The sequence below is a fragment of the Pseudomonas sp. F2 genome (genome assembly GCF_057174385.1).
On record NZ_CM169904.1, the window covers coordinates 2637766 to 2655290 of the forward strand.

At 61.8% G+C, this 17525-nt stretch carries 17 protein-coding genes; 5 read left to right on the top strand and 12 right to left on the bottom strand.

Translation table 11 applies throughout. The features are described from left to right. The first annotated feature begins 35 nt into the window (after window positions 1-35). Window positions 36-401 (top strand): Mpo1-like protein, encoded by a 366-nt coding sequence (locus AC193Q_RS11710; RefSeq protein WP_047295495.1) that lies wholly within the window; start codon window positions 36-38, stop codon window positions 399-401. Window positions 402-406: 5 nt separating this feature from the next. Here AC193Q_RS11710 and AC193Q_RS11715 read toward each other — a convergent pair whose 3' ends face one another. From AC193Q_RS11715 to AC193Q_RS11725, 3 genes are all read right to left on the bottom strand, one after another. Further along, complete coding sequence (locus tag AC193Q_RS11715; protein ID WP_047295496.1) at window positions 407-1201, bottom strand: acyl-CoA thioesterase; 795 nt, start codon at window positions 1199-1201, stop codon at window positions 407-409. Between the two features lie 221 nt (window positions 1202-1422). Beyond that, window positions 1423-2187, bottom strand: a complete 765-nt coding sequence (locus AC193Q_RS11720; protein WP_121186525.1) for a CHAD domain-containing protein — start codon at window positions 2185-2187, stop codon at window positions 1423-1425. 79 nt (window positions 2188-2266) lie between these two features. Then, complete coding sequence (locus AC193Q_RS11725) at window positions 2267-2545, bottom strand: hypothetical protein (RefSeq protein ID WP_041069470.1); 279 nt, start codon at window positions 2543-2545, stop codon at window positions 2267-2269. A gap of 216 nt (window positions 2546-2761) precedes the next feature. Between AC193Q_RS11725 and AC193Q_RS11730 the strand changes: the two genes are divergently transcribed. Continuing rightward, window positions 2762-3799 carry a patatin-like phospholipase family protein gene (locus AC193Q_RS11730; RefSeq protein ID WP_047295500.1) on the top strand — a complete coding sequence of 346 codons (1038 nt, stop codon included), beginning with the start codon at window positions 2762-2764 and terminating at the stop codon, window positions 3797-3799. A 141-nt stretch (window positions 3800-3940) separates the two neighbouring features. Here AC193Q_RS11730 and AC193Q_RS11735 read toward each other — a convergent pair whose 3' ends face one another. From AC193Q_RS11735 to kdpF, 6 genes are all read right to left on the bottom strand, one after another. Beyond that, the gene (locus AC193Q_RS11735) at window positions 3941-4639 is read right to left on the bottom strand and encodes a response regulator (RefSeq protein WP_121186527.1); all 699 of its coding nucleotides are present in this window, start codon (window positions 4637-4639) and stop codon (window positions 3941-3943) included. A 48-nt stretch (window positions 4640-4687) separates the two neighbouring features. Next, complete coding sequence (locus AC193Q_RS11740; protein WP_121186529.1) at window positions 4688-7339, bottom strand: sensor histidine kinase; 2652 nt, start codon at window positions 7337-7339, stop codon at window positions 4688-4690. 127 nt (window positions 7340-7466) lie between these two features. Beyond that, a complete protein-coding gene (gene kdpC / locus AC193Q_RS11745; RefSeq protein WP_121186531.1) occupies window positions 7467-8012 on the bottom strand; it encodes a potassium-transporting ATPase subunit KdpC in 546 nt (181 codons plus the stop codon). 132 nt (window positions 8013-8144) lie between these two features. Then, window positions 8145-10202, bottom strand: a complete 2058-nt coding sequence (kdpB, locus tag AC193Q_RS11750) for a potassium-transporting ATPase subunit KdpB (RefSeq protein ID WP_086794265.1) — start codon at window positions 10200-10202, stop codon at window positions 8145-8147. Window positions 10203-10212: 10 nt separating this feature from the next. Then, window positions 10213-11907 (bottom strand): potassium-transporting ATPase subunit KdpA, encoded by a 1695-nt coding sequence (kdpA, locus tag AC193Q_RS11755; protein WP_121186533.1) that lies wholly within the window; start codon window positions 11905-11907, stop codon window positions 10213-10215. Window positions 11908-11915: 8 nt separating this feature from the next. Then, entirely contained in the window at window positions 11916-12005 is a 90-nt protein-coding gene (kdpF, locus tag AC193Q_RS11760; protein ID WP_007963673.1) for a K(+)-transporting ATPase subunit F, read from the bottom strand. Between the two features lie 439 nt (window positions 12006-12444). Here kdpF and eat point away from each other — a divergent pair, with 439 nt between their 5' ends. The 3 genes from eat to AC193Q_RS11775 all read left to right on the top strand — a co-directional run bounded on the left by eat (window position 12445) and on the right by AC193Q_RS11775 (window position 14843). Further along, window positions 12445-13809: an ethanolamine permease gene (gene eat, locus AC193Q_RS11765; RefSeq protein ID WP_121186535.1), complete on the top strand. Its 1365-nt coding sequence runs from the start codon at window positions 12445-12447 to the stop codon at window positions 13807-13809. A gap of 150 nt (window positions 13810-13959) precedes the next feature. Beyond that, window positions 13960-14127, top strand: coding sequence for a DUF2897 family protein (locus tag AC193Q_RS11770; protein ID WP_003226857.1), 168 nt, complete (start codon window positions 13960-13962; stop codon window positions 14125-14127). 158 nt (window positions 14128-14285) lie between these two features. Beyond that, window positions 14286-14843, top strand: coding sequence for a TetR/AcrR family transcriptional regulator (locus AC193Q_RS11775; RefSeq protein ID WP_027612449.1), 558 nt, complete (start codon window positions 14286-14288; stop codon window positions 14841-14843). Here the strand turns inward: AC193Q_RS11775 and fabF are convergent. The 3 genes from fabF to AC193Q_RS11790 form a co-directional block, all read right to left on the bottom strand. Next, a complete protein-coding gene (gene fabF / locus AC193Q_RS11780) occupies window positions 14840-16114 on the bottom strand; it encodes a beta-ketoacyl-ACP synthase II (RefSeq protein ID WP_121186537.1) in 1275 nt (424 codons plus the stop codon). The genes AC193Q_RS11775 and fabF overlap by 4 nt on opposite strands. A gap of 17 nt (window positions 16115-16131) precedes the next feature. Continuing rightward, window positions 16132-16929 carry an SDR family NAD(P)-dependent oxidoreductase gene (locus AC193Q_RS11785; protein ID WP_121186539.1) on the bottom strand — a complete coding sequence of 266 codons (798 nt, stop codon included), beginning with the start codon at window positions 16927-16929 and terminating at the stop codon, window positions 16132-16134. A gap of 212 nt (window positions 16930-17141) precedes the next feature. Continuing rightward, window positions 17142-17477 (bottom strand): ComEA family DNA-binding protein, encoded by a 336-nt coding sequence (locus AC193Q_RS11790; RefSeq protein ID WP_121186541.1) that lies wholly within the window; start codon window positions 17475-17477, stop codon window positions 17142-17144. Window positions 17478-17525: the final 48 nt, after the last annotated feature.

Here is a 17525-nt window from a genome sequence, read left to right on the forward strand (position 1 = left end):
AGCATGTGTTCAACATGGATCGAGGAGTAGTCAACATGGGCAAACGTCATCCCAACCTTCCCGCGTGGCAATGGCGCGCGTACCCGAACAATCACCAGCACCCGACCAATCTGGTGTTGCACCTGATCGCCGTGCCGTTGTTCATCGTCGCATTTCTGTTGATCGTGTCCGGAGTGTTCAGCCTGAGCCTGGCCAGTGTCGCCATCGGCGTAATCGGGATTGTCGCGGCGCTGGGTTTGCAGCGCCATGGCCACAGCCTGGAGGCGCAAGCCTCCGAGCCGTTCAGTGATCGCAAAGATGCCGTGTCGCGCTTGCTGGTCGAGCAGTTCCTGACCTTTCCACGGTTTTTCCTCAGTGGCGGCTGGTGGCGCGCCTGGCGGGAGCGCCATCGTCGGCACTGAGTGACTCAGGCAAAAATCGTCACGGTCTGGCGACTCATGGCGATCAACTCCCCCTCCGAGCTCCACAGCTTGGCGGCCACATGGCCGTAACCATCAGCCGCGTACTCGATATCCGCCAGGTATTTGCACCAGTCCAGGGTGCTCAAGTCGCGTAACGGCTGCACGAATTCAATGGTCCAGGTCAACGTGCTGCCCGGCGCCGGTTTCTTCAGATACGGCAACAGTGCCGGAGGCCAGGCATCCACCAGCGCCAGCAGATGCGCTTCATTGACCGGTTCTTCCTTAACGTCTCCACGCAAGCGCACCCAACCGCCCATCTGCCGCGATTTATTGCCAGTGAACGGCATGCCGCCGACACTCCAGCGCATCGCCAGATGCCGCATGAACTCCGGGGTCACGCCTTTGATATAGGGCAACTCCTGGCAATCGTCCCAGTGCTTCATCTCGGCTGCCGGATAGGCTGCCACCGCGACTTCCGAAGGTCGCGAGGCACCAAAGCTGCCTTGCACAATCGTGACCACCTGACCGTTCTGCAGGGCACGGCCCAGCACTTGGCTGACTGCTTTGCCTTCACGCAGCACATCGACTTCGAAACGCACCGGTACGTCCGGCTCAACCGGGCCGACAAAGGTGATCGCCAACGAACGCACCGGGCGCTCGGCCGGCACTTTCGCGCGCATGGTTTCGTATTGCAGCGCCGCGACCAGGCCGCCAAAACTGGCCCGGCCCTGACCCCATTCGGCGGGAATGGTCACTTCTGGCTGGCGACGAACCGCCTCGAGCAGATCGGAAAAGCGCATGACAACCTCGGCAAGCGAAAAAGGAATGCAGCGATCTTAACCAGCATGGCAGAGCGTCGCAGCGTCTATTCCGGTCAAATGGACTGACAGAAAGGCCTTACCCCGATTTCCCATTCAAACAAAACCCCCTGCAGGCGCTGCCGAAGGCTGCGATCTTTGTTTTTTAAAATCAAAAGATCGCAGCCTTCGGCAGCTCCTACAGGGGCCGGGTAATATCGAGGTTATTTGAAGCAGGCTGAACTGAGTTTTTCCAGAACGCGATCGGCCTTGGCTTCAGCCTTGATCAGGCCGGCCTGCCAGGTCGCGACGCAGGGTTGCAGATCGCTTTCCTGCTCGGCCCGCGCCAGCCACTGCCAGCAATCGTGCCAGTCGCCCAGCGCACCCTGCGCCGACTTCAGCCGCTTCAGCGCCGGCTCAGGCAGGCGATCCAGTTCCGGATAGGCTTCGATGCCATACCGCACGCGCTTGATCAGCAAGCGCAGACGATGCCGGTCATGGGCCGGATCGTGCAGGGCCTCGTCGAGTTTTTTCCATTGTTTGTGCAGGCGTTTTTCGATGCGTTTGCCCAGCCCCTTGAGCAGACCCTGACGCTCGGAGGCACGCAAAAATCGCGGGAAAGCGTCGAGGATGATCAGCAGCGAAGCCACTTCGGCGCTGGCTGCCAACGCTGGATAGGCTTCGTCCATTTGCGCCATGCGCCGCTGCGCCGCTTGCGGTTGATCATGCTTGAGCAGGTACGCCGCCAGCACCTCGCGGTCGCGCCACGGCGTGGTCAACTGCCCCACCGCGGATGCCGCACCTTCCAGTTGCTCGACCCCGGGCAAACCGCGCAAAGGCCGAAGCAGGCTGCGCAAGCGCCGTACCGTAGTGCGCAAGTCATGCAGCGCCTCGGGGTCGGTACGCGCAGTCAAACGCGCCTGACAGGCCAGCAAACGCACTTCCAGACTCAGGACATGAGCCACCAACCGGTCAACCAACGCAGACATCACTTGCTCCTGATTCACATGGCTTGAAGGATGAGTCTGCCGTCAGAAGGCAGGCGCATCCTTGCGTCAAGTCAGCAGCTTAGCGTCCGGCGCGGGATTCGCGAATATAGAAACGGGCTTTCTCGGCCTTTTTGCTGCAGCCTTCGAAGCCTTCGAATTGCTGTTGAGTCTTGGCCGCCGTCAGCAACGACAGCGCCTTGGAGTAACTGACCGTGCCGGCAAAACCTTCGGCCTTGGCCAGGTCCAGTTCATGCCACGCCGCATCGAGCTGACTGCCACAGCTGTCACGATAAGCAGTCTTGCCAGCGCAACCGGCCAATGCCAGCGCAATCAACGGCACACAGATCCAGGCTTTCATCACTCACACCTCAAAATAGGTCAACAGTCGTGCAGGTAAGACGTTACGGCGCGGGAAAAGTGCCTTGGCGCCCCATGAATCTGCGGTGACCAAAGCATAGCGCCGAGTGGTCACGCCGTAGCGAAAAACGACGCGCCTGCGGCCCCGAACGACCCTGACGATTGTCGCCCGCCCCCGGATGGGTGCATTGTGAAGCCTTGTCGGGGAGGAAGCTTGATGAAAAAGCGTGTCGCACTGGTGCTGGGCTCCGGTGGCGCCCGGGGTTATGCCCATATCGGAGTCATCGAAGAGATCGAAAGACGCGGTTACGACATTGCCTGCATTGCCGGTTGTTCGATGGGGGCGGTGGTCGGAGGAATCTATGCGGCAGGCAAGCTCGATCAGTACCGCAACTGGATCGAAACCCTCGACTATCTGGACGTGCTGCGGCTGGTGGACGTGAGTTTTCGTCTCGGGGCCATTCGCGGCGAAAAGGTCTTCGGGCAGATCCGCAAGATCGTCGGCGAAATCAACATCGAAGACCTGCGCATCCCCTACACCGCAGTCGCCGCCGACCTGACCAACCAGCAGGAAATCTGGTTTCAGGAAGGCTGCCTGCATCAGGCGATGCGCGCCTCGGCGGCGATCCCCAGCCTGTTCACGCCGGTGATGCAGGGCAATCGGATGCTGGTGGACGGCGGCATTCTCAACCCGTTGCCGATTGTGCCGGTGGTGTCCAGCCACTGCGACCTGATCATCGCGGTCAACCTCAACGCCACCAACCAGCGGCATTACAAATTGCCGGTAATTCAGCGCCCGCCAGCCTTTCGTTCGCGCTTTGACAGCCTGCTCAGCTCGCTGGGTTCGAAGATGCCGTTCCGCCGCAAACAGGCCGAGCAATTGCTGCTGCTTGAACAGGAAGCCCTGCGTGCGGAGGCGGCGGACATCAACCCGTGGCTGGAAGGCAGCGAACCGGAAAGTCAGCAACCGGCAGCGGCCCCCGAGCGCGAAGGCGCGCCGAAATCCGCCACCGGTTCGTTCATCATCGACAACGTCGGACCGGCGTCACTGCTGGACTTGATCAACCAGAGTTTCGAGGTGATGCAGACCTCGTTGGCGCAGTACAAGATCGCCGGCTATCCGCCGGACATCCTGATCAACGTGCCGAAGCGCGTGTGCCGGTTTTTCGAATTCTACAAAGCGCCGGAACTGATCGCGTTGGGGCGGGAAATTGCGCGGGATACGCTGGATCGGTATGAGAGTGAGCAGGGTTGAAATCCCGGCTCGCTGTCAGGGCCTCATCGCTGGCAAGCCAGCTCCCACAGGGTTCTGCGCAGTTATTGAAATTTGTATTTCACACCGTCCACTGTGGGAGCGGGCTTGCCCGCGAAGGCGTCAGCTCAGCCAACCCGAAACCTACAGACTGTTATCACTAATCAGCCGATACCCAACGCCAGCTTCAGTGACAATAAACCGCGGCCGAGTCGGATCATCCGCCAGCTTCTGGCGCAAATGCCCAACGACAATCCGCAGGTAATGACTGTCCTCGGTATGCGTCGGCCCCCAGATGTCCTTGAGCAATTGCTGCTGGGTGATCACCCGCCCCGGATGCCGTGCCAGCTGCGCCAGCACCGCGTATTCCTTGCGGGTCAGCGCCACTTCGGCGCCATCGAGCAACACCCGCCGATAGGCCAGATCCACGGTCAACGGGCCGAACGTCAGCGCCGCCTGTTGCGCCTCGCCGGCCGGTGCCTGACGCAACAACGCGCGGACCCGGGCGAGAAACTCCTGAATGCCGAACGGTTTGGTCACGTAGTCGTTGGCGCCGCCATCCAGCGCCTGGACTTTCTGCCCTTCGCTGGCCCGTACCGAGAGCACCAGCACCGGCGCGGTGGCCCACTCGCGAAACTCGCGCAGTACCTGCTGGCCATCCATGTCCGGCAGGCCGAGGTCGAGCACCAGCAAGTCGGGCTTGTTCAGCGCCGCCTGTGCCAGGCCTTCGGCCCCCGTGCCGGCCTCGAGCACTTTGTAGCCTTGTGAGGCGAGGCTGATGCGCAGGAATTTACGGATCTGCGGTTCATCATCGATGACCAAAATGGTCGCGGTCTGGCTCATGAATTCACATCGACACAAAAGATTGGCAAGAGAGTAGCGCAGTCGCGATCAGGCTTCATGGTCCATCCCCGGTTGCGCCTGCAACGGCAGGTGCAAGGTGATGCAAGTGCCGCGGCCGTCGATGCCGTCGGCGACGCTGATGCGCCCGCCATGCGCACCGACCATGCCCTGACAGATCGCCAGCCCCAGACCGGTGCCCTGCCCGCCGCGATCACCACGGGCGGCGGTGTAGAACATGTCGAAAATCTTCGCCCGCTCGTCCTCGGGAATTCCCGGGCCTTCGTCGCTGACCGAGAAGAAAATCTCTTCGTCATTGGCGCCGGCACTCAGTTGCAAACGACCGTGTGGCGGCGAGAAGCGCGCAGCGTTTTCCAGCACATTGACCAGCGCCTGCTCGATCAGCGCGGCGTGCACGAACAGCAGCGGCAACTCGGCCGGCACATCGGTGCTGACCTGCAACGGCGCGAGCACTGCACGCAGGCGATTGAGCGAGCTGCCGACGATGTCCGCCGGCGCTACCCAGTCGCGCGCGAGCTTCAATGCACCGTGGCCGAGGCGGGTCATGTCCAGCAGGTTCTGGATGTAGCGATCGAGGCGTTCGGCTTCATCGCGCGTGCCTTCGAGCAACTCGCGGCGATCCTCCAGCGGGATCGCTTCGCCGAGGGCGAGCAAGCTGTCGATGCTGCCGCGCATGGCGGTCAGCGGCGTGCGCAGATCGTGGGATACCGAGGCCAGCAGCGCACTGCGCAATTGCTCGGTTTCGCCGTGCAGGCGCGCGGCTTCCAGATCGTCCGCCAGCTGCGCCCGGGCCAGTGCCTGCGCCAGTGGCTGACTCAACGCGGTGAGCAGGCGTCGACGCTGCCCGCTCAAAGTCTGGCCCTCTTTGGCGCAGACCCCGAGCAGCGCCAGCGGCCCGTCTTCCACCGACAGCGGCCACCACCACCAGCGACCGAATGGCAGCGTGCCGGTGCCCATGCCCGCCGGTTGATCGTGCTGCCAGGCCCAGTCGGCGGCGGCACGTTCGGATTCGCTGAATTCCAGCGGCCCGCCGGTCTCGACTTTCCAGCCGCCCTGACCGTCGCGGTTGAGCAGGCACAATTGCAGATCACTCCAGCCATTGAGGTGCTGCGCGGCAGCGCTGATCACGGCCTGACGATCCGTCGCCGCCGTGAGTTTGCGCGACAGGTCGAGCAGCTCGGTGGTCTCTTCCTGCGTGTCGCGCAGCGCCTGCAACTGCCGTCGCTGACGCGCAGCGAGATTACCGGTGAGCGCCGCCATCAGCAGGAAGAACAGCAAGGTCAAAACGTCTTCTTCGCGCTGGATGGCGAAGGAAAAATTCGGCGGAATGAACAGAAAATCGTAGGTCAGAAACGACAGCGCCGCGCACGCCAGCGCCGGCCCCAGACTGCTGCGCACCGCCACCAGCAGCACCGCCGCGAGAAACACCAGCGAGATGTTCGGCAGCGGCAAAATACTCGAGACAGCCCACGCCAGGGCACTGGCCAACAGCGTGGCAACCAGCGCCAACAGATAGTCGAACCAGACCAGCGTCGGCGTCGCCCGCAGACGCGGCTGCGGGTGTTCATGGTCGTTATCGAGGACGTTGATTTCCAGGCCGTGGGCCTGGCGCAACAAACGCGCGGCGAGCCCACCACCGAACAGACGACGGCGCAGACTCGGCCGCGACTGGCCGACCAGCAGCAGACTCGCACGGCGTTCGGCGGCATGCTGGATCAGGGTTTTTGCCACTTCGCCGGCGCGCAACAACACCACCTCGCCGCCGAGGCGTTCGGCCAGTTGCTGGGCGTTTTGCAGGCGCAGGCGCGATTGCTCGTCGCGCACCGTGCCGTTGTCGACATGCACCAGGCTCCACGGCAAATGCCGACGCTGGGCCACGCGGCTGGCGTGACGCACCAGGCGTTCGGCATGCGCGTCGCCATCGACGCCGACCAGCAACCGACCACGCACCGCCGGAGCCGCCTGACCGAGTTGGCGATAGCCTTGCGCAAGATCGTTATCAACCTGCGCGGCCGCCGTTTGCATCGCCAGTTCACGCAGCGCGGTGAGGTTGGTCTGGGTGAAAAACGCATCGATTGCTGCCCGCGCCTGTTCCGGCACGTAGACCTTGCCTTCGCGCAGACGCTCCAGCAGCTCGCGCGGTGGCAGGTCGATCAGCAGCAGTTCGTAGGCTTCCTGCAGCACCCAGTCCGGCAGGGTTTCGCGCACCTGCACACCGGTGATGCCGCGCACCTGATCGTTGAGACTTTCCAGGTGCTGGACGTTGACCGTGGTGTAGACGTCTATGCCGGCGGCGAGCAGTTCCTGAATATCCTGCCAGCGCTTGGCGTGACGACTGCCCGGGGCGTTGGTGTGCGCCAGTTCGTCCACCAGTACCAGTTTCGGCTTAGCCGCAAGCAGACCGTCGAGATCCATTTCTTCGAGCATCACGCCTCGGTATTCCGAGCGCACCAACGGCTGCTGCGGCAAACCGCCGAGCAGCGCTTCGGTTTCTGCGCGGCCGTGGGTTTCGACGACGCCGGCGATGACTTTAACGCCCTGGCGCAATTGCGTGTGTGCGGCCTGGAGCATGGCGTAGGTTTTGCCGACGCCGGGAGCGGCGCCGAGGAAAATCTTCAGCCGACCACGGCCGTCGCGTGGCAGGTCTGCTAACAGCGCGTCGGCGCGGCCGGAGTCGCTCATGCTTGATCTCTTCAGTCAGATGTTTATGTGTTGCCAGTTGTGGCCTCTTCGCGAGCAAGCTCGCTCCCACAGGTTCAGTGTTGCTCTTGTGGGAGCGCGCCTGCTCGCGAATGGCCGCGCCGCCGAATTACAGCTTTTCCAGCGCCATGTTCAGCTCCAGCACATTCACCACCGGTGGCCCCACCAGCGGCTGTTCAATGTGCGCATCGAGCAGTTGCTGCAAGGTCGCCACCGGCAGGTTGCGCGCTTGCGCGACACGCGCCAGTTGATAGGCAATTGCCGCCGGTGGCAAGTGCGGATCGAGGCCACTGCCGGAGGTGGTCAGCAGCGCCAAGGGCACTGGCCCCTGGCCGGGCACCTGCAACTTGTTGGCGTCGTCGATCACCCGCGTGGCCAGCGCCGGATTGCTTGGTGCAAGGTTGCTGGCACTGCTGGACACGGTCGCAAACGCGCCCGCCGAAGGACGCGGATGGAACCAGGCATCACCGACGAAATCCTGGGCGATTAGCGACGAGCCGCGCACTTTGCCTTCGGCATCGTGCACCAGGCTGCCGTTAGCCTGTTCAGGAAAGGCGACCTGGGCAACGCCGGTCACCACCAGTGGATAGGCCACACCGGTGACCAAGGTCATCAGCACCAGCAGGCTCAGGGCCGGACGTAACATTGTGGACATTGCAAAATCCTCGAATTCAGAAAGCGGATACCGCGTTAATTCAGGTGGACCGAGTCGATTTCATCGCCAGCAGACTGGCTCCCATAGGGGACCGCATTTGCAACTGTAGGGGCGAGCCTGCTCGCGAAGGGATCACACCAGATGCAGCGCCGTCAGCAGCATGTCGATCGCCTTGATCCCCACGAACGGCACCAGAATCCCGCCCAGTCCGTAGATCAGCAGATTGCGTCGCAGCAATGCCGCGGCGCTCGCCGCCTGCACGCGCACGCCCCGCAATGCCAGTGGAATCAGCACCACGATGATCAGGGCGTTGAACACGATGGCCGAGAGGATCGCGCTTTGCGGACTGGTCAGGTGCATGATGTTCAGCACGCCCAGTTGCGGATAAATCGCGGCGAACAGCGCCGGCAGTATCGCGAAGTATTTGGCGACGTCGTTGGCGATGGAAAAGGTCGTCAGCGCGCCACGGGTCACCAGCAATTCCTTGCCGATCTGCACCACGTCCAGCAGCTTGGTCGGGTCGCTGTCGAGGTCGACCATGTTCGCCGCTTCGCGCGCGGCTTGCGTGCCGTCGTTCATCGCCATGCCGACGTCAGCCTGGGCCAGCGCCGGGGCGTCGTTGGCGCCGTCGCCGCACATGGCGACCAGACGGCCGTCGTTCTGTTCATGGCGGATACGCGCCAGTTTCTTCTCCGGAGTAGCCTCGGCGAGCACGTCATCGACGCCCGCTTCCGCCGCGATGGCCGCAGCAGTCAACGGGTTGTCACCGGTGACCATCACGGTGCGAATCCCCAGTTTGCGTAGCTCGGCAAAACGCTCACGAATGCCTGGCTTGACCACGTCCTTGAGGTGGATCGCACCCAGCAGTTTGCCGTCGGCGCAGACCAGCAACGGCGTACCGCCGCTCTGCGCGATCTTGTCGATTTCCCGCGACAGCGCCGGGGCCAGATCGGAGCGTTGTTGACCAAGGAAGGCCAGCAGCGAATCCACGGCGCCCTTGCGGTACACGCGGCCCTGATAGTCGACACCGGACAGGCGGGTTTCCGCGCTGAACGGTACGGCAGTCAAGGTATCCAGCGCTGGCTCGGATTGCGGGTGCAGACCGCGCAGGTATTCGACGATGGACTTGCCTTCGGCGGTTTCGTCCGCCAGCGAGGCGAACAACGCACCTTCGGCCAACTCGCGACCACTCACGCCCGGCGCGGCATACACCGCGCTGCAACGACGGTTGCCGAAGGTGATGGTGCCCGTCTTGTCCAGCAGCAGCACGTGCACGTCACCGGCCGCTTCCACGGCGCGACCGGACTTGGCGATCACGTTCAGGCGTACCAGACGATCCATCCCGGCAATACCGATGGCCGACAACAGGCCGCCGATGGTGGTCGGAATCAGCGTGACCAGCAGCGCCACCAGGAACACCAGCGGCAGGCTGCCGTTGGCGAAGTGGGCGAACGGTTGCAGGGTCACCACCACCAGCAGGAAGATCAGGGTCAGGCCGATCAGCAGGATATCCAGCGCGACTTCGTTCGGGGTCTTCTGGCGTTTGGCGCCTTCGACCAGTGCGATCATGCGGTCGAGGGTCGACTCACCGGGGTTGGCGGTGATCTTCACCAGCAACCAGTCGGACACCAGGCGCGTGTTGCCGGTGACCGCCGAGCGATCGCCGCCGGACTCGCGAATCACTGGCGCCGACTCACCGGTAATCGCCGCTTCATTGACCGCCGCGATCCCTTCGATGACTTCGCCGTCACCGGGGATCATCTCCCCCGCTTCGACGCGCACCACATCACCTTTGCGCAGGTTGGCGGCAGGCACCACCTGAAAGCTGCCATTGGCCAGTTTGCGCCGCGCGCTGAGACCTTCGCTGCCGGCCTTGAGGCTGTCGGCGCGGGCCTTGCCGCGCCCCTCGGCCAAGGCCTCGGCGAAGTTGGCGAACAGCACCGTGAACCACAGCCACAGAGCAATCTGCGCGGCGACGAAAGTCGGCACGACGTTGTCCGGGATGAAGCACAGTACGGTGGTGAAAATCGCCGTCAGTTCGACCACCAGCATCACCGGCGAACGCACCAGCTGGCGCGGGTCGAGCTTGACGAAAGCTTGCACCAGCGCCGGACGCCACAGGGCCGAGATCGCGGTTTTCGCTTGTTCCGGCGCCTTGACGGCGGCGGGTTTGATTGCGGGCATATTCATCATTGACTCCTTAGAAGCCCATGCTCAGATGTTCGGCGATTGGGCCCAATGCGAGGGTCGGCAAGAACGTCAGGCCACCCACCAGCAAAATGGTCACGGTCAGCAGCGTCACAAACAGTGGTCCGTGAGTCGGGAAGCTGTTCTGGCCAATCGGTGCGGTTTTCTTCATCGCCAGGCTGCCGGCCAGAGCCAGTACCGGCAGGATGTAGCCGAAGCGACCGATCAACATGCCCAGACCGAGCATCAGGTTGTGGAACGGCGTGTTGGCGCTCAGGCCACCGAACGCCGAACCGTTGTTCGCGCTGGCCGAGGTGTAGGCGTACAGCAACTGGCTGAAACCGTGCGGGCCGGGGTTGCTGATGGTCGCCGCCGGGCCAGGCAGAGTGGCGGCAATCGCACCGAGCACCAGCACGCCGATCGGCATCACCAGCAAGGTCACCACCAGCAATTGCACTTCCCGCGCCTGCAGTTTCTTGCCGAGGTATTCCGGGGTGCGGCCAATCATCAGGCCAGCGAGGAACACCGCGATCAGCACGTTGAGCAACATGCCGTAGAGCCCGGCACCGACGCCGCCGAAGATCACTTCGCCGACCATCATGTTGACCAGCGCGACCATGCCGCTGAGCGGGTTGAGGCTGTCGTGCATGCCGTTGACCGAACCGTTCGACGCCGCAGTCGTGGTCACCGACCACAGCACGGTGGCGGTGGTACCGAAGCGTGCTTCCTTGCCTTCCAGCGGCGCGGTCTGTTCGACCGCGACATTGTTCAGCGCCGGGTTAGGCTGATATTCGGCCCACAGCGACGTCGCGCCGCCAATCAGGAACAATGCGAGCATGCAGGCGATGATCGCGCGGCTCTGACGCAGGTCTTTCACGTAATGACCGAAGGTGAACACCAGCGCCACCGGGATCAGGATGATTGAAGCGACTTCGAACAGGTTGCTCCACGCGGTCGGGTTCTCGAACGGATGCGCCGAGTTGACACCGAAGAAGCCACCGCCGTTGGTACCCAGTTGCTTGATCGCAATCTGGCTGGCCGCCGGGCCGAGCGGGATCACCTGATCAACGCCTTGCATCGTCACGGCGTTGACGTATTGCGCGAAGGTCTGCGGTACGCCCTGCCATACCAGGTACAGCGCCAGCAGCAGGCACAGCGGCAGCAGGCCGTAAAGGGTGGCGCGGCTCATGTCGACCCAGAAATTACCGAGGGTCTTGGCCGATTTGCGCCCGATGCCACGGCACAACGCAACCAGCACCGCCAGACCGGTGGCAGCGCTGACGAAGTTCTGCACGGTAAGGCCGACCATCTGGCTCAGGTAGCTGAGGGTCGCTTCACCGCTGTAGGACTGCCAGTTGGTGTTGGTCATGAAGCTGACCGCGGTGTTGAACGCCTGGGTCCATTCCTGGCCCGGCAGGTTTTGCGGGTTCAGCGGCAAGTGATCCTGAAACAACAGGATCGCAAACAGCAGCAGAAAACCGGCGAGGTTGAACGCCAGCAAGGCCAGCGTGTACTTCTGCCAGCTCTGCTCAGCCTGCGGATCAACCCCGGCAATCCGATAGCAACCGCGCTCGACCGGGCCGAGAATCGGTGTCAGCCAGGTGCGCTGACCTTCCATCACCTTGTAGTAAAAGCGCCCGAGGAACGGCGCCGGCAGCAAGACCACCGCAAAAAACGCGAGGATCAGCCAATAGTCATAACTGTGCATAGCCGCTCCTAGTTCCGATCCGCGCGCAACAGCGCAACCAACAGATAAATGAACAGCCCGGCTGCCAACAGCAGGGACACCCCGTCCAGAACGCTCATGGAAGATCTCCGTGTTACGGCGTATTGCCGCGTGTGGAGGCATTGTCGGAAAGGAGGCTGTAAAGGAACGAGAGCGAGGGGTGCAGCGACGCATAAAGAAAGCGTAAAGAGTGGGTTTATGCTGGCTTTACAGCGGGGTTTTGCAGCGGGGTTTTGCAGCGTCAGATCGGGCCTCATCGCGGGCAAGCCCGGCTCCCACAGTTTTTTGCGTGGTCCGCAGAGTTTGATTCCAACGCCAAACCTGTGGGAGCGGGCTTGCCCGCGAAGACGGCAGCACTAACGACGTCGCACCCAACTGGCGCACGAAAATGTACCCATCCGGTAATGAACATCTTGGATAACGACAGCTTTCAGCCTATTGCGACCTGATTCACATGACTGGCACGCCCACTGCAAACGCCCTCCCCCGAGCTTTCCAAACCGTTCAGGGAGCATGCGCATGAACACACAACTCAAACCCACGCTGGGCACTTTGCACCTGTGGGGCATCGCCGTCGGGCTGGTGATTTCCGGCGAGTACTTCGGCTGGAGTTACGGCTGGGGCGTCGCCGGCACACTGGGGTTTCTGGTGACCTCCTTCATGGTCGCCACGATGTACACCTGCTTCATCTTCAGCTTCACCGAACTGACCACCGCGATTCCTCATGCGGGCGGGCCGTTCGCCTATAGCCGCCGAGCCTTCGGTGAAAAAGGCGGACTGATTGCCGGACTGGCCACGCTGATCGAATTCGTCTTCGCCCCTCCGGCCATCGCCCTGGCGATTGGCGCCTATCTGAATGTGCAGTTTCCGGCGCTCGACCCGAAACACGCAGCAGTCGGCGCGTACATCGTGTTCATGACCCTGAACATCCTCGGGGTGAAACTGGCGGCAACGTTCGAACTGATCGTCTGCGTGCTGGCAGTGATCGAATTGCTGGTGTTCATGGGCGTGGTCGCACCGGCCTTCAGCTTCAGCAGCTTTGCCCTGAACGGCTGGGCCGGCTCCGATGTGTTCGGTGCGCCGGCGATTGCCGGGATGTTCGCTGCGATTCCGTTTGCGATCTGGTTTTTCCTCGCCATTGAAGGTGCGGCGATGGCCGCCGAAGAGGCCAAGGATCCCAAGCGCACGATTCCCAAGGCCTACATCAGCGGGATCCTGACTCTGGTGTTGCTGGCGATGGGCGTGATGTTCTTCGCCGGCGGTGTCGGTGACTGGCGCACCCTGGCGAACATCAATGACCCGCTGCCACAGGCGATGAAAACCGTGGTCGGCGACAATTCCGGCTGGTTGCACATGCTGGTGTGGATCGGCCTGTTCGGTCTGGTGGCGAGTTTCCACGGGATCATCCTCGGCTACTCGCGGCAGTTCTTCGCCCTCGCCCGTGCCGGTTACCTGCCGGCGTCGCTGGCGAAACTCTCGCGCTTCCAGACTCCGCACCGCGCAATCATCGCTGGTGGCGTGATCGGCATCGCCGCGATCTACAGCGACGGCCTGATCAACCTCGGCGGCATGACCCTTACCGCGGCGATGATCACCATGGCCGTGTTCGGCGCGATCGTGATGTACATCATGAGCATGCTCAGCCTGTTCAAACTGCGTAAATCCGAACCCAATCTCGAGCGGACTTTCCGTGCGCCGTGCTATCCGTTGATCCCGCTGATCGCGCTGGTGCTGGCGGTGGTGTGCCTGATCGCCATGGCTTGGTTCAATGCGCTGATCGGGCTGATTTTCCTTGGCTTCATGTCGGTCGGTTTCGGCTACTTCCTGCTGACCGGGCAACTGCGCGCTGACGCTCCGGCCGATGCCATGCTGACGGGGCGATAACGCATCATGTAGGAGCTGCCGAAGGGAATTAAGGTGCGGCTTGGATATCGGGCCTAGAATGGAACCACTGCGAAGTCATTTCGCTCATAAGTGGTATGCAGCGTCGCTGGCGAACCCTCGCCCGCCAAGCTGCCATTAAGGAGAGCCGTTATGCCCTGGTATGCCTGGTTGATTCTGGTCGTTGCAATCGGCTCGATCGTTGGCGGATTGATGATGTTGCGCGACACCGCCAACAAGGTTGAACTGACCGATGAGGAACGCAAGCGCGTTGCGCAGCGCAACGCCGAAGCGGACATCAAGGACGCGCAGGATCGCTGAACGAAAAACCCCGTCGGATCAGGCGGGGTTTGTTTTTTGTGGAGCGTATTCCCCCAAGGATCATGTTGGACTCAGCCACACGCTTTTAAGAAGTAGAAGTACAGTCACCATTTCATTTACCTTGGTTAAGATGGTGGTCTTGTTGCGGAGAGTTCCACATGCGTTACTCGCAAGATCATAAAGCTCAAACCCATCAGCGGATCATCAAGGAAGCCTCGGCGCGATTTCGCAAAGACGGCATCGGTGCCACCGGCCTGCAACCTTTGATGAAAGCACTGGGGCTGACCCACGGCGGCTTTTATTCGCACTTCAAATCCAAGGACGAACTGGTCGAAAAAGCCTTGCAGGAGGCGAGTGCTCAAGTCGATGGCCTGTGCGCCGAGATCTTTGCTCAGGAACAGCCGCTGCAGACGTTTATCGACACCTACCTGTCCGAATGGCATCAGACCTCCCCGCACGAAGGCTGTCCACTGCTGACCATTTCCTCAGAGCTGGGTCTGCGCGGCCAGCCGAGCCCGACCAGTGATGCGGTACTCAATGCTCGACTGAGTCAAATCGAAGGCACCCTTGAGGGCGACAACAGCGCCGACCGGGCCATCGTCATCATGTCGACGCTGGTCGGCGCGCTCTTGCTGTCACGCAGTGTCGCTGACGCCGAGCTTGCCCAGCGCATCCTCGACGTCACGCGCGATCACCTCAAGCAATCGCAGGACTAAGCCTGCCAACGCTTGAACAGCACACTGGCGTTTACCCCGCCGAAACCGAAACCGTTGGACAGGGCATACTCGATCGGCATCGACCGTGCCTGACCATGAACAATGTCTACACCCGCACTCGCCGGATCGGGATTATCGAAGTTAAGCGTCGGCGGGACGACCTGATCGCGGATGGCCAGCAGGGTGAAGATCGCTTCCAGTCCGCCGGCAGCACCGAGCAAATGCCCGGTGGCGGATTTGGTCGAAGTCACGGCGACTTTATTCTCCGTACCGAACAGTGCCTTGATCGCTGCCAACTCACCAAGATCACCCACCGGCGTTGAAGTCGCATGCGCATTCAGATGCTGCACCTGCTCCGGCGCAACACCTGCCTGAGCCAACGCCAACTGCATCGCCCGTCGCGCACCGCTGCCATCTTCCGGCCCGGCAGTGAGGTGATAGGCGTCGGCAGTGGTGCCATAACCGACCAGCTCAGCCAACGGTTGCGCACCGCGTGCCAGTGCATGCTCCAGCGACTCGATCACCAGCAGCCCGGCGCCTTCGCCCATCACGAAACCATCGCGACCGCTATCAAACGGCCGTGAAGCTCGTTCGGGGGTGTCGTTGTAACCACTGGACAGCGCCCGCGCCGCGGCAAAACCGGCCAGACTGACCCGATCAATACAGGCTTCCGCTCCGCCACAAACCGCGATGTCCGCTTCACCGGCACGAATCATCCGCGCAGCGTCGCCAATCGCCTGGACCCCGGCAGCACAAGCAGTCACCGGTGCGCCGAGCGGGCCTTTCAAAGCGTGCTGGATCGACACATGTCCGGCCGCCAGATTGACCAGAAACGATGGGATGGTAAACGGCGACAGACGACGCGGACCACGACTGTCGGTGGTGCGTACGGCGTCGGCTATTGCACCGAACCCGCCAACACCGGAGCCGATGATCGTTGCGGTGCGTTCCTGATCCTCGGCCTCGGACGGCTGCCATCCGGCTTGCGCCAGCGCCTGGCGTGCCGCTTCCATGGCAAACAGGATGAAGTGATCCATTTTTTTCTGCTCTTTGGGTGGCGTGGCAAGGTCCGGATCGAAACCGGCCTCGACGTCCTCCGCCGCCGTTGGCACCATCCCGGCGACCCGGGTCGGCAGATCTGCGCTCACCGCGTCCGGCAAATTGCGCAAACCCGAGCGCCCGGCGAGCAAGCGCTGCCAGACAACCTCGACGTCACTGCCCAAAGGCGAAACCAGACCCATACCGGTGACAACAATTCGACGCTGACTCATACCGCAGTTACCTCTGATCAATTTTTGTAGCGTTGGGCCGCGGAGCTGCGCGACAGATTCGGTGCCATGACATGCCGCGCGCGCACGAAGGCCTGCCATTCACCCTCATCCGGCAATGAAGGGATCGTAATCAACTCGCCCTGATCCAGACCGGCCAGCGCCGCATCAACCATCTCGCCAGCCTCCATCACCATCTCCGCCGGAATACCGCTGGCGTCGATGCCCGAGCGTTCCCAGATTTCAGTGCGAGTAACCCCGGGCAGCACCGCTTGCACTTTCACGCCAGTACCTTCGAGCTCGGCGTTGAGCGATTGAGTCAGGCTCAACACGTAGGCTTTGCTGGCGCTGTAGGTCGCGTTGAAGCGTTCAGGAAACAGCGCCACCACCGACGCGATATTGATGATCGTGCCGCGTCCAGCCTTGGCGAAACTGGCGGCTGCTGCCGAGGCCAGCCAAGTTACGGCGGTGACGTTCAACTGGATCAGACGCTCCAGTTGCTCGGCATCGGAATTGGCAAGCAAGCCATCGGCTGCGACCCCTGCGTTATTCACCAACAGGCTGATGCTCGAATCACTGCGCAGGCGTTGCTGGAGTTTGAGGACATCGTCCTTTTGCGTCAGGTCGGCTTTGAGCACTTCGACCTTTACACCGTGCGCTTCGCGCAACTCGCCCGCAGCGCTTTCAAGACGCTGTTGATCGCGTGCCACCAACAGCAAATCAAAACCACGCGCTGCCAGCCGCTGCGCGTAGATGGCACCGATACCGGACGATGCGCCAGTGACGACGGCCGTACCTTGAGACTGGACTGGACTCATGAGAGCGCTCCTGAAACCTATTGGGAGATGTGCCTCCAAGGCTCACTTGCCTGGAGGTGACGGAAATTATTATAGGCATAATCTCAAGACAATATGATACCCATAATCTTCAGCTCGCCGACAGACGCGACGGCGCTCCCTCTGTCGCATCTCTGCCACCAAAAAGCAGAAAGGCCGGTCAATGACCGGCCCCTTGGCGTTGAATTATCAGCTTAGTTCACTTCCAGCTTGTCGCGATTGCGATCGAGGATCGCCTTGCCGATGCCCTTCACTTCCAGCAACTCATCCACCGAGGCGAATGGCCCATTAGCATCACGATACGCAACAATGGCTTTGGCCTTTGTCTCGCCAACTCCGGCCAATTGTTTTTGCAGAGTGGCTGCGTCGGCACCGTTGAGATCGACCTTTTCACTGGTAGACGTCGCAACGGTATCGCTCACCATTGTCGCCTTTTCCGCGTTCGGGACAACGGCAGGTGCCGCCACTACAGCGATTGAAGCACTGGTGAGCAAAGCAAAAACCAGAGAGTAGAAAAAACCGTTACGCATAAGTGACGCTCCATCATCGTTTGAGAAAGCAGCTTTTCCGAAGCTGCT

Excerpts from the sequence above, each read along its gene's own strand:
- AC193Q_RS11710 (WP_047295495.1), top strand. The coding sequence starts at position 36 with ATGGGCAAACGTCATCCCAACCTTCCCGCGTGGCAATGGCGCGCGTAC.
- AC193Q_RS11715 (WP_047295496.1), bottom strand. The coding sequence starts at position 1,201 with ATGCGCTTTTCCGATCTGCTCGAGGCGGTTCGTCGCCAGCCAGAAGTG.
- AC193Q_RS11720 (WP_121186525.1), bottom strand. The coding sequence starts at position 2,187 with ATGTCTGCGTTGGTTGACCGGTTGGTGGCTCATGTCCTGAGTCTGGAA.
- AC193Q_RS11725 (WP_041069470.1), bottom strand. The coding sequence starts at position 2,545 with ATGAAAGCCTGGATCTGTGTGCCGTTGATTGCGCTGGCATTGGCCGGT.
- AC193Q_RS11730 (WP_047295500.1), top strand. The coding sequence starts at position 2,762 with ATGAAAAAGCGTGTCGCACTGGTGCTGGGCTCCGGTGGCGCCCGGGGT.
- AC193Q_RS11735 (WP_121186527.1), bottom strand. The coding sequence starts at position 4,639 with ATGAGCCAGACCGCGACCATTTTGGTCATCGATGATGAACCGCAGATC.
- AC193Q_RS11740 (WP_121186529.1), bottom strand. The coding sequence starts at position 7,339 with ATGAGCGACTCCGGCCGCGCCGACGCGCTGTTAGCAGACCTGCCACGC.
- kdpC (WP_121186531.1), bottom strand. The coding sequence starts at position 8,012 with ATGTCCACAATGTTACGTCCGGCCCTGAGCCTGCTGGTGCTGATGACC.
- kdpB (WP_086794265.1), bottom strand. The coding sequence starts at position 10,202 with ATGAATATGCCCGCAATCAAACCCGCCGCCGTCAAGGCGCCGGAACAA.
- kdpA (WP_121186533.1), bottom strand. The coding sequence starts at position 11,907 with ATGCACAGTTATGACTATTGGCTGATCCTCGCGTTTTTTGCGGTGGTC.
- kdpF (WP_007963673.1), bottom strand. The coding sequence starts at position 12,005 with ATGAGCGTTCTGGACGGGGTGTCCCTGCTGTTGGCAGCCGGGCTGTTC.
- eat (WP_121186535.1), top strand. The coding sequence starts at position 12,445 with ATGAACACACAACTCAAACCCACGCTGGGCACTTTGCACCTGTGGGGC.
- AC193Q_RS11770 (WP_003226857.1), top strand. The coding sequence starts at position 13,960 with ATGCCCTGGTATGCCTGGTTGATTCTGGTCGTTGCAATCGGCTCGATC.
- AC193Q_RS11775 (WP_027612449.1), top strand. The coding sequence starts at position 14,286 with ATGCGTTACTCGCAAGATCATAAAGCTCAAACCCATCAGCGGATCATC.
- fabF (WP_121186537.1), bottom strand. The coding sequence starts at position 16,114 with ATGAGTCAGCGTCGAATTGTTGTCACCGGTATGGGTCTGGTTTCGCCT.
- AC193Q_RS11785 (WP_121186539.1), bottom strand. The coding sequence starts at position 16,929 with ATGAGTCCAGTCCAGTCTCAAGGTACGGCCGTCGTCACTGGCGCATCG.
- AC193Q_RS11790 (WP_121186541.1), bottom strand. The coding sequence starts at position 17,477 with ATGCGTAACGGTTTTTTCTACTCTCTGGTTTTTGCTTTGCTCACCAGT.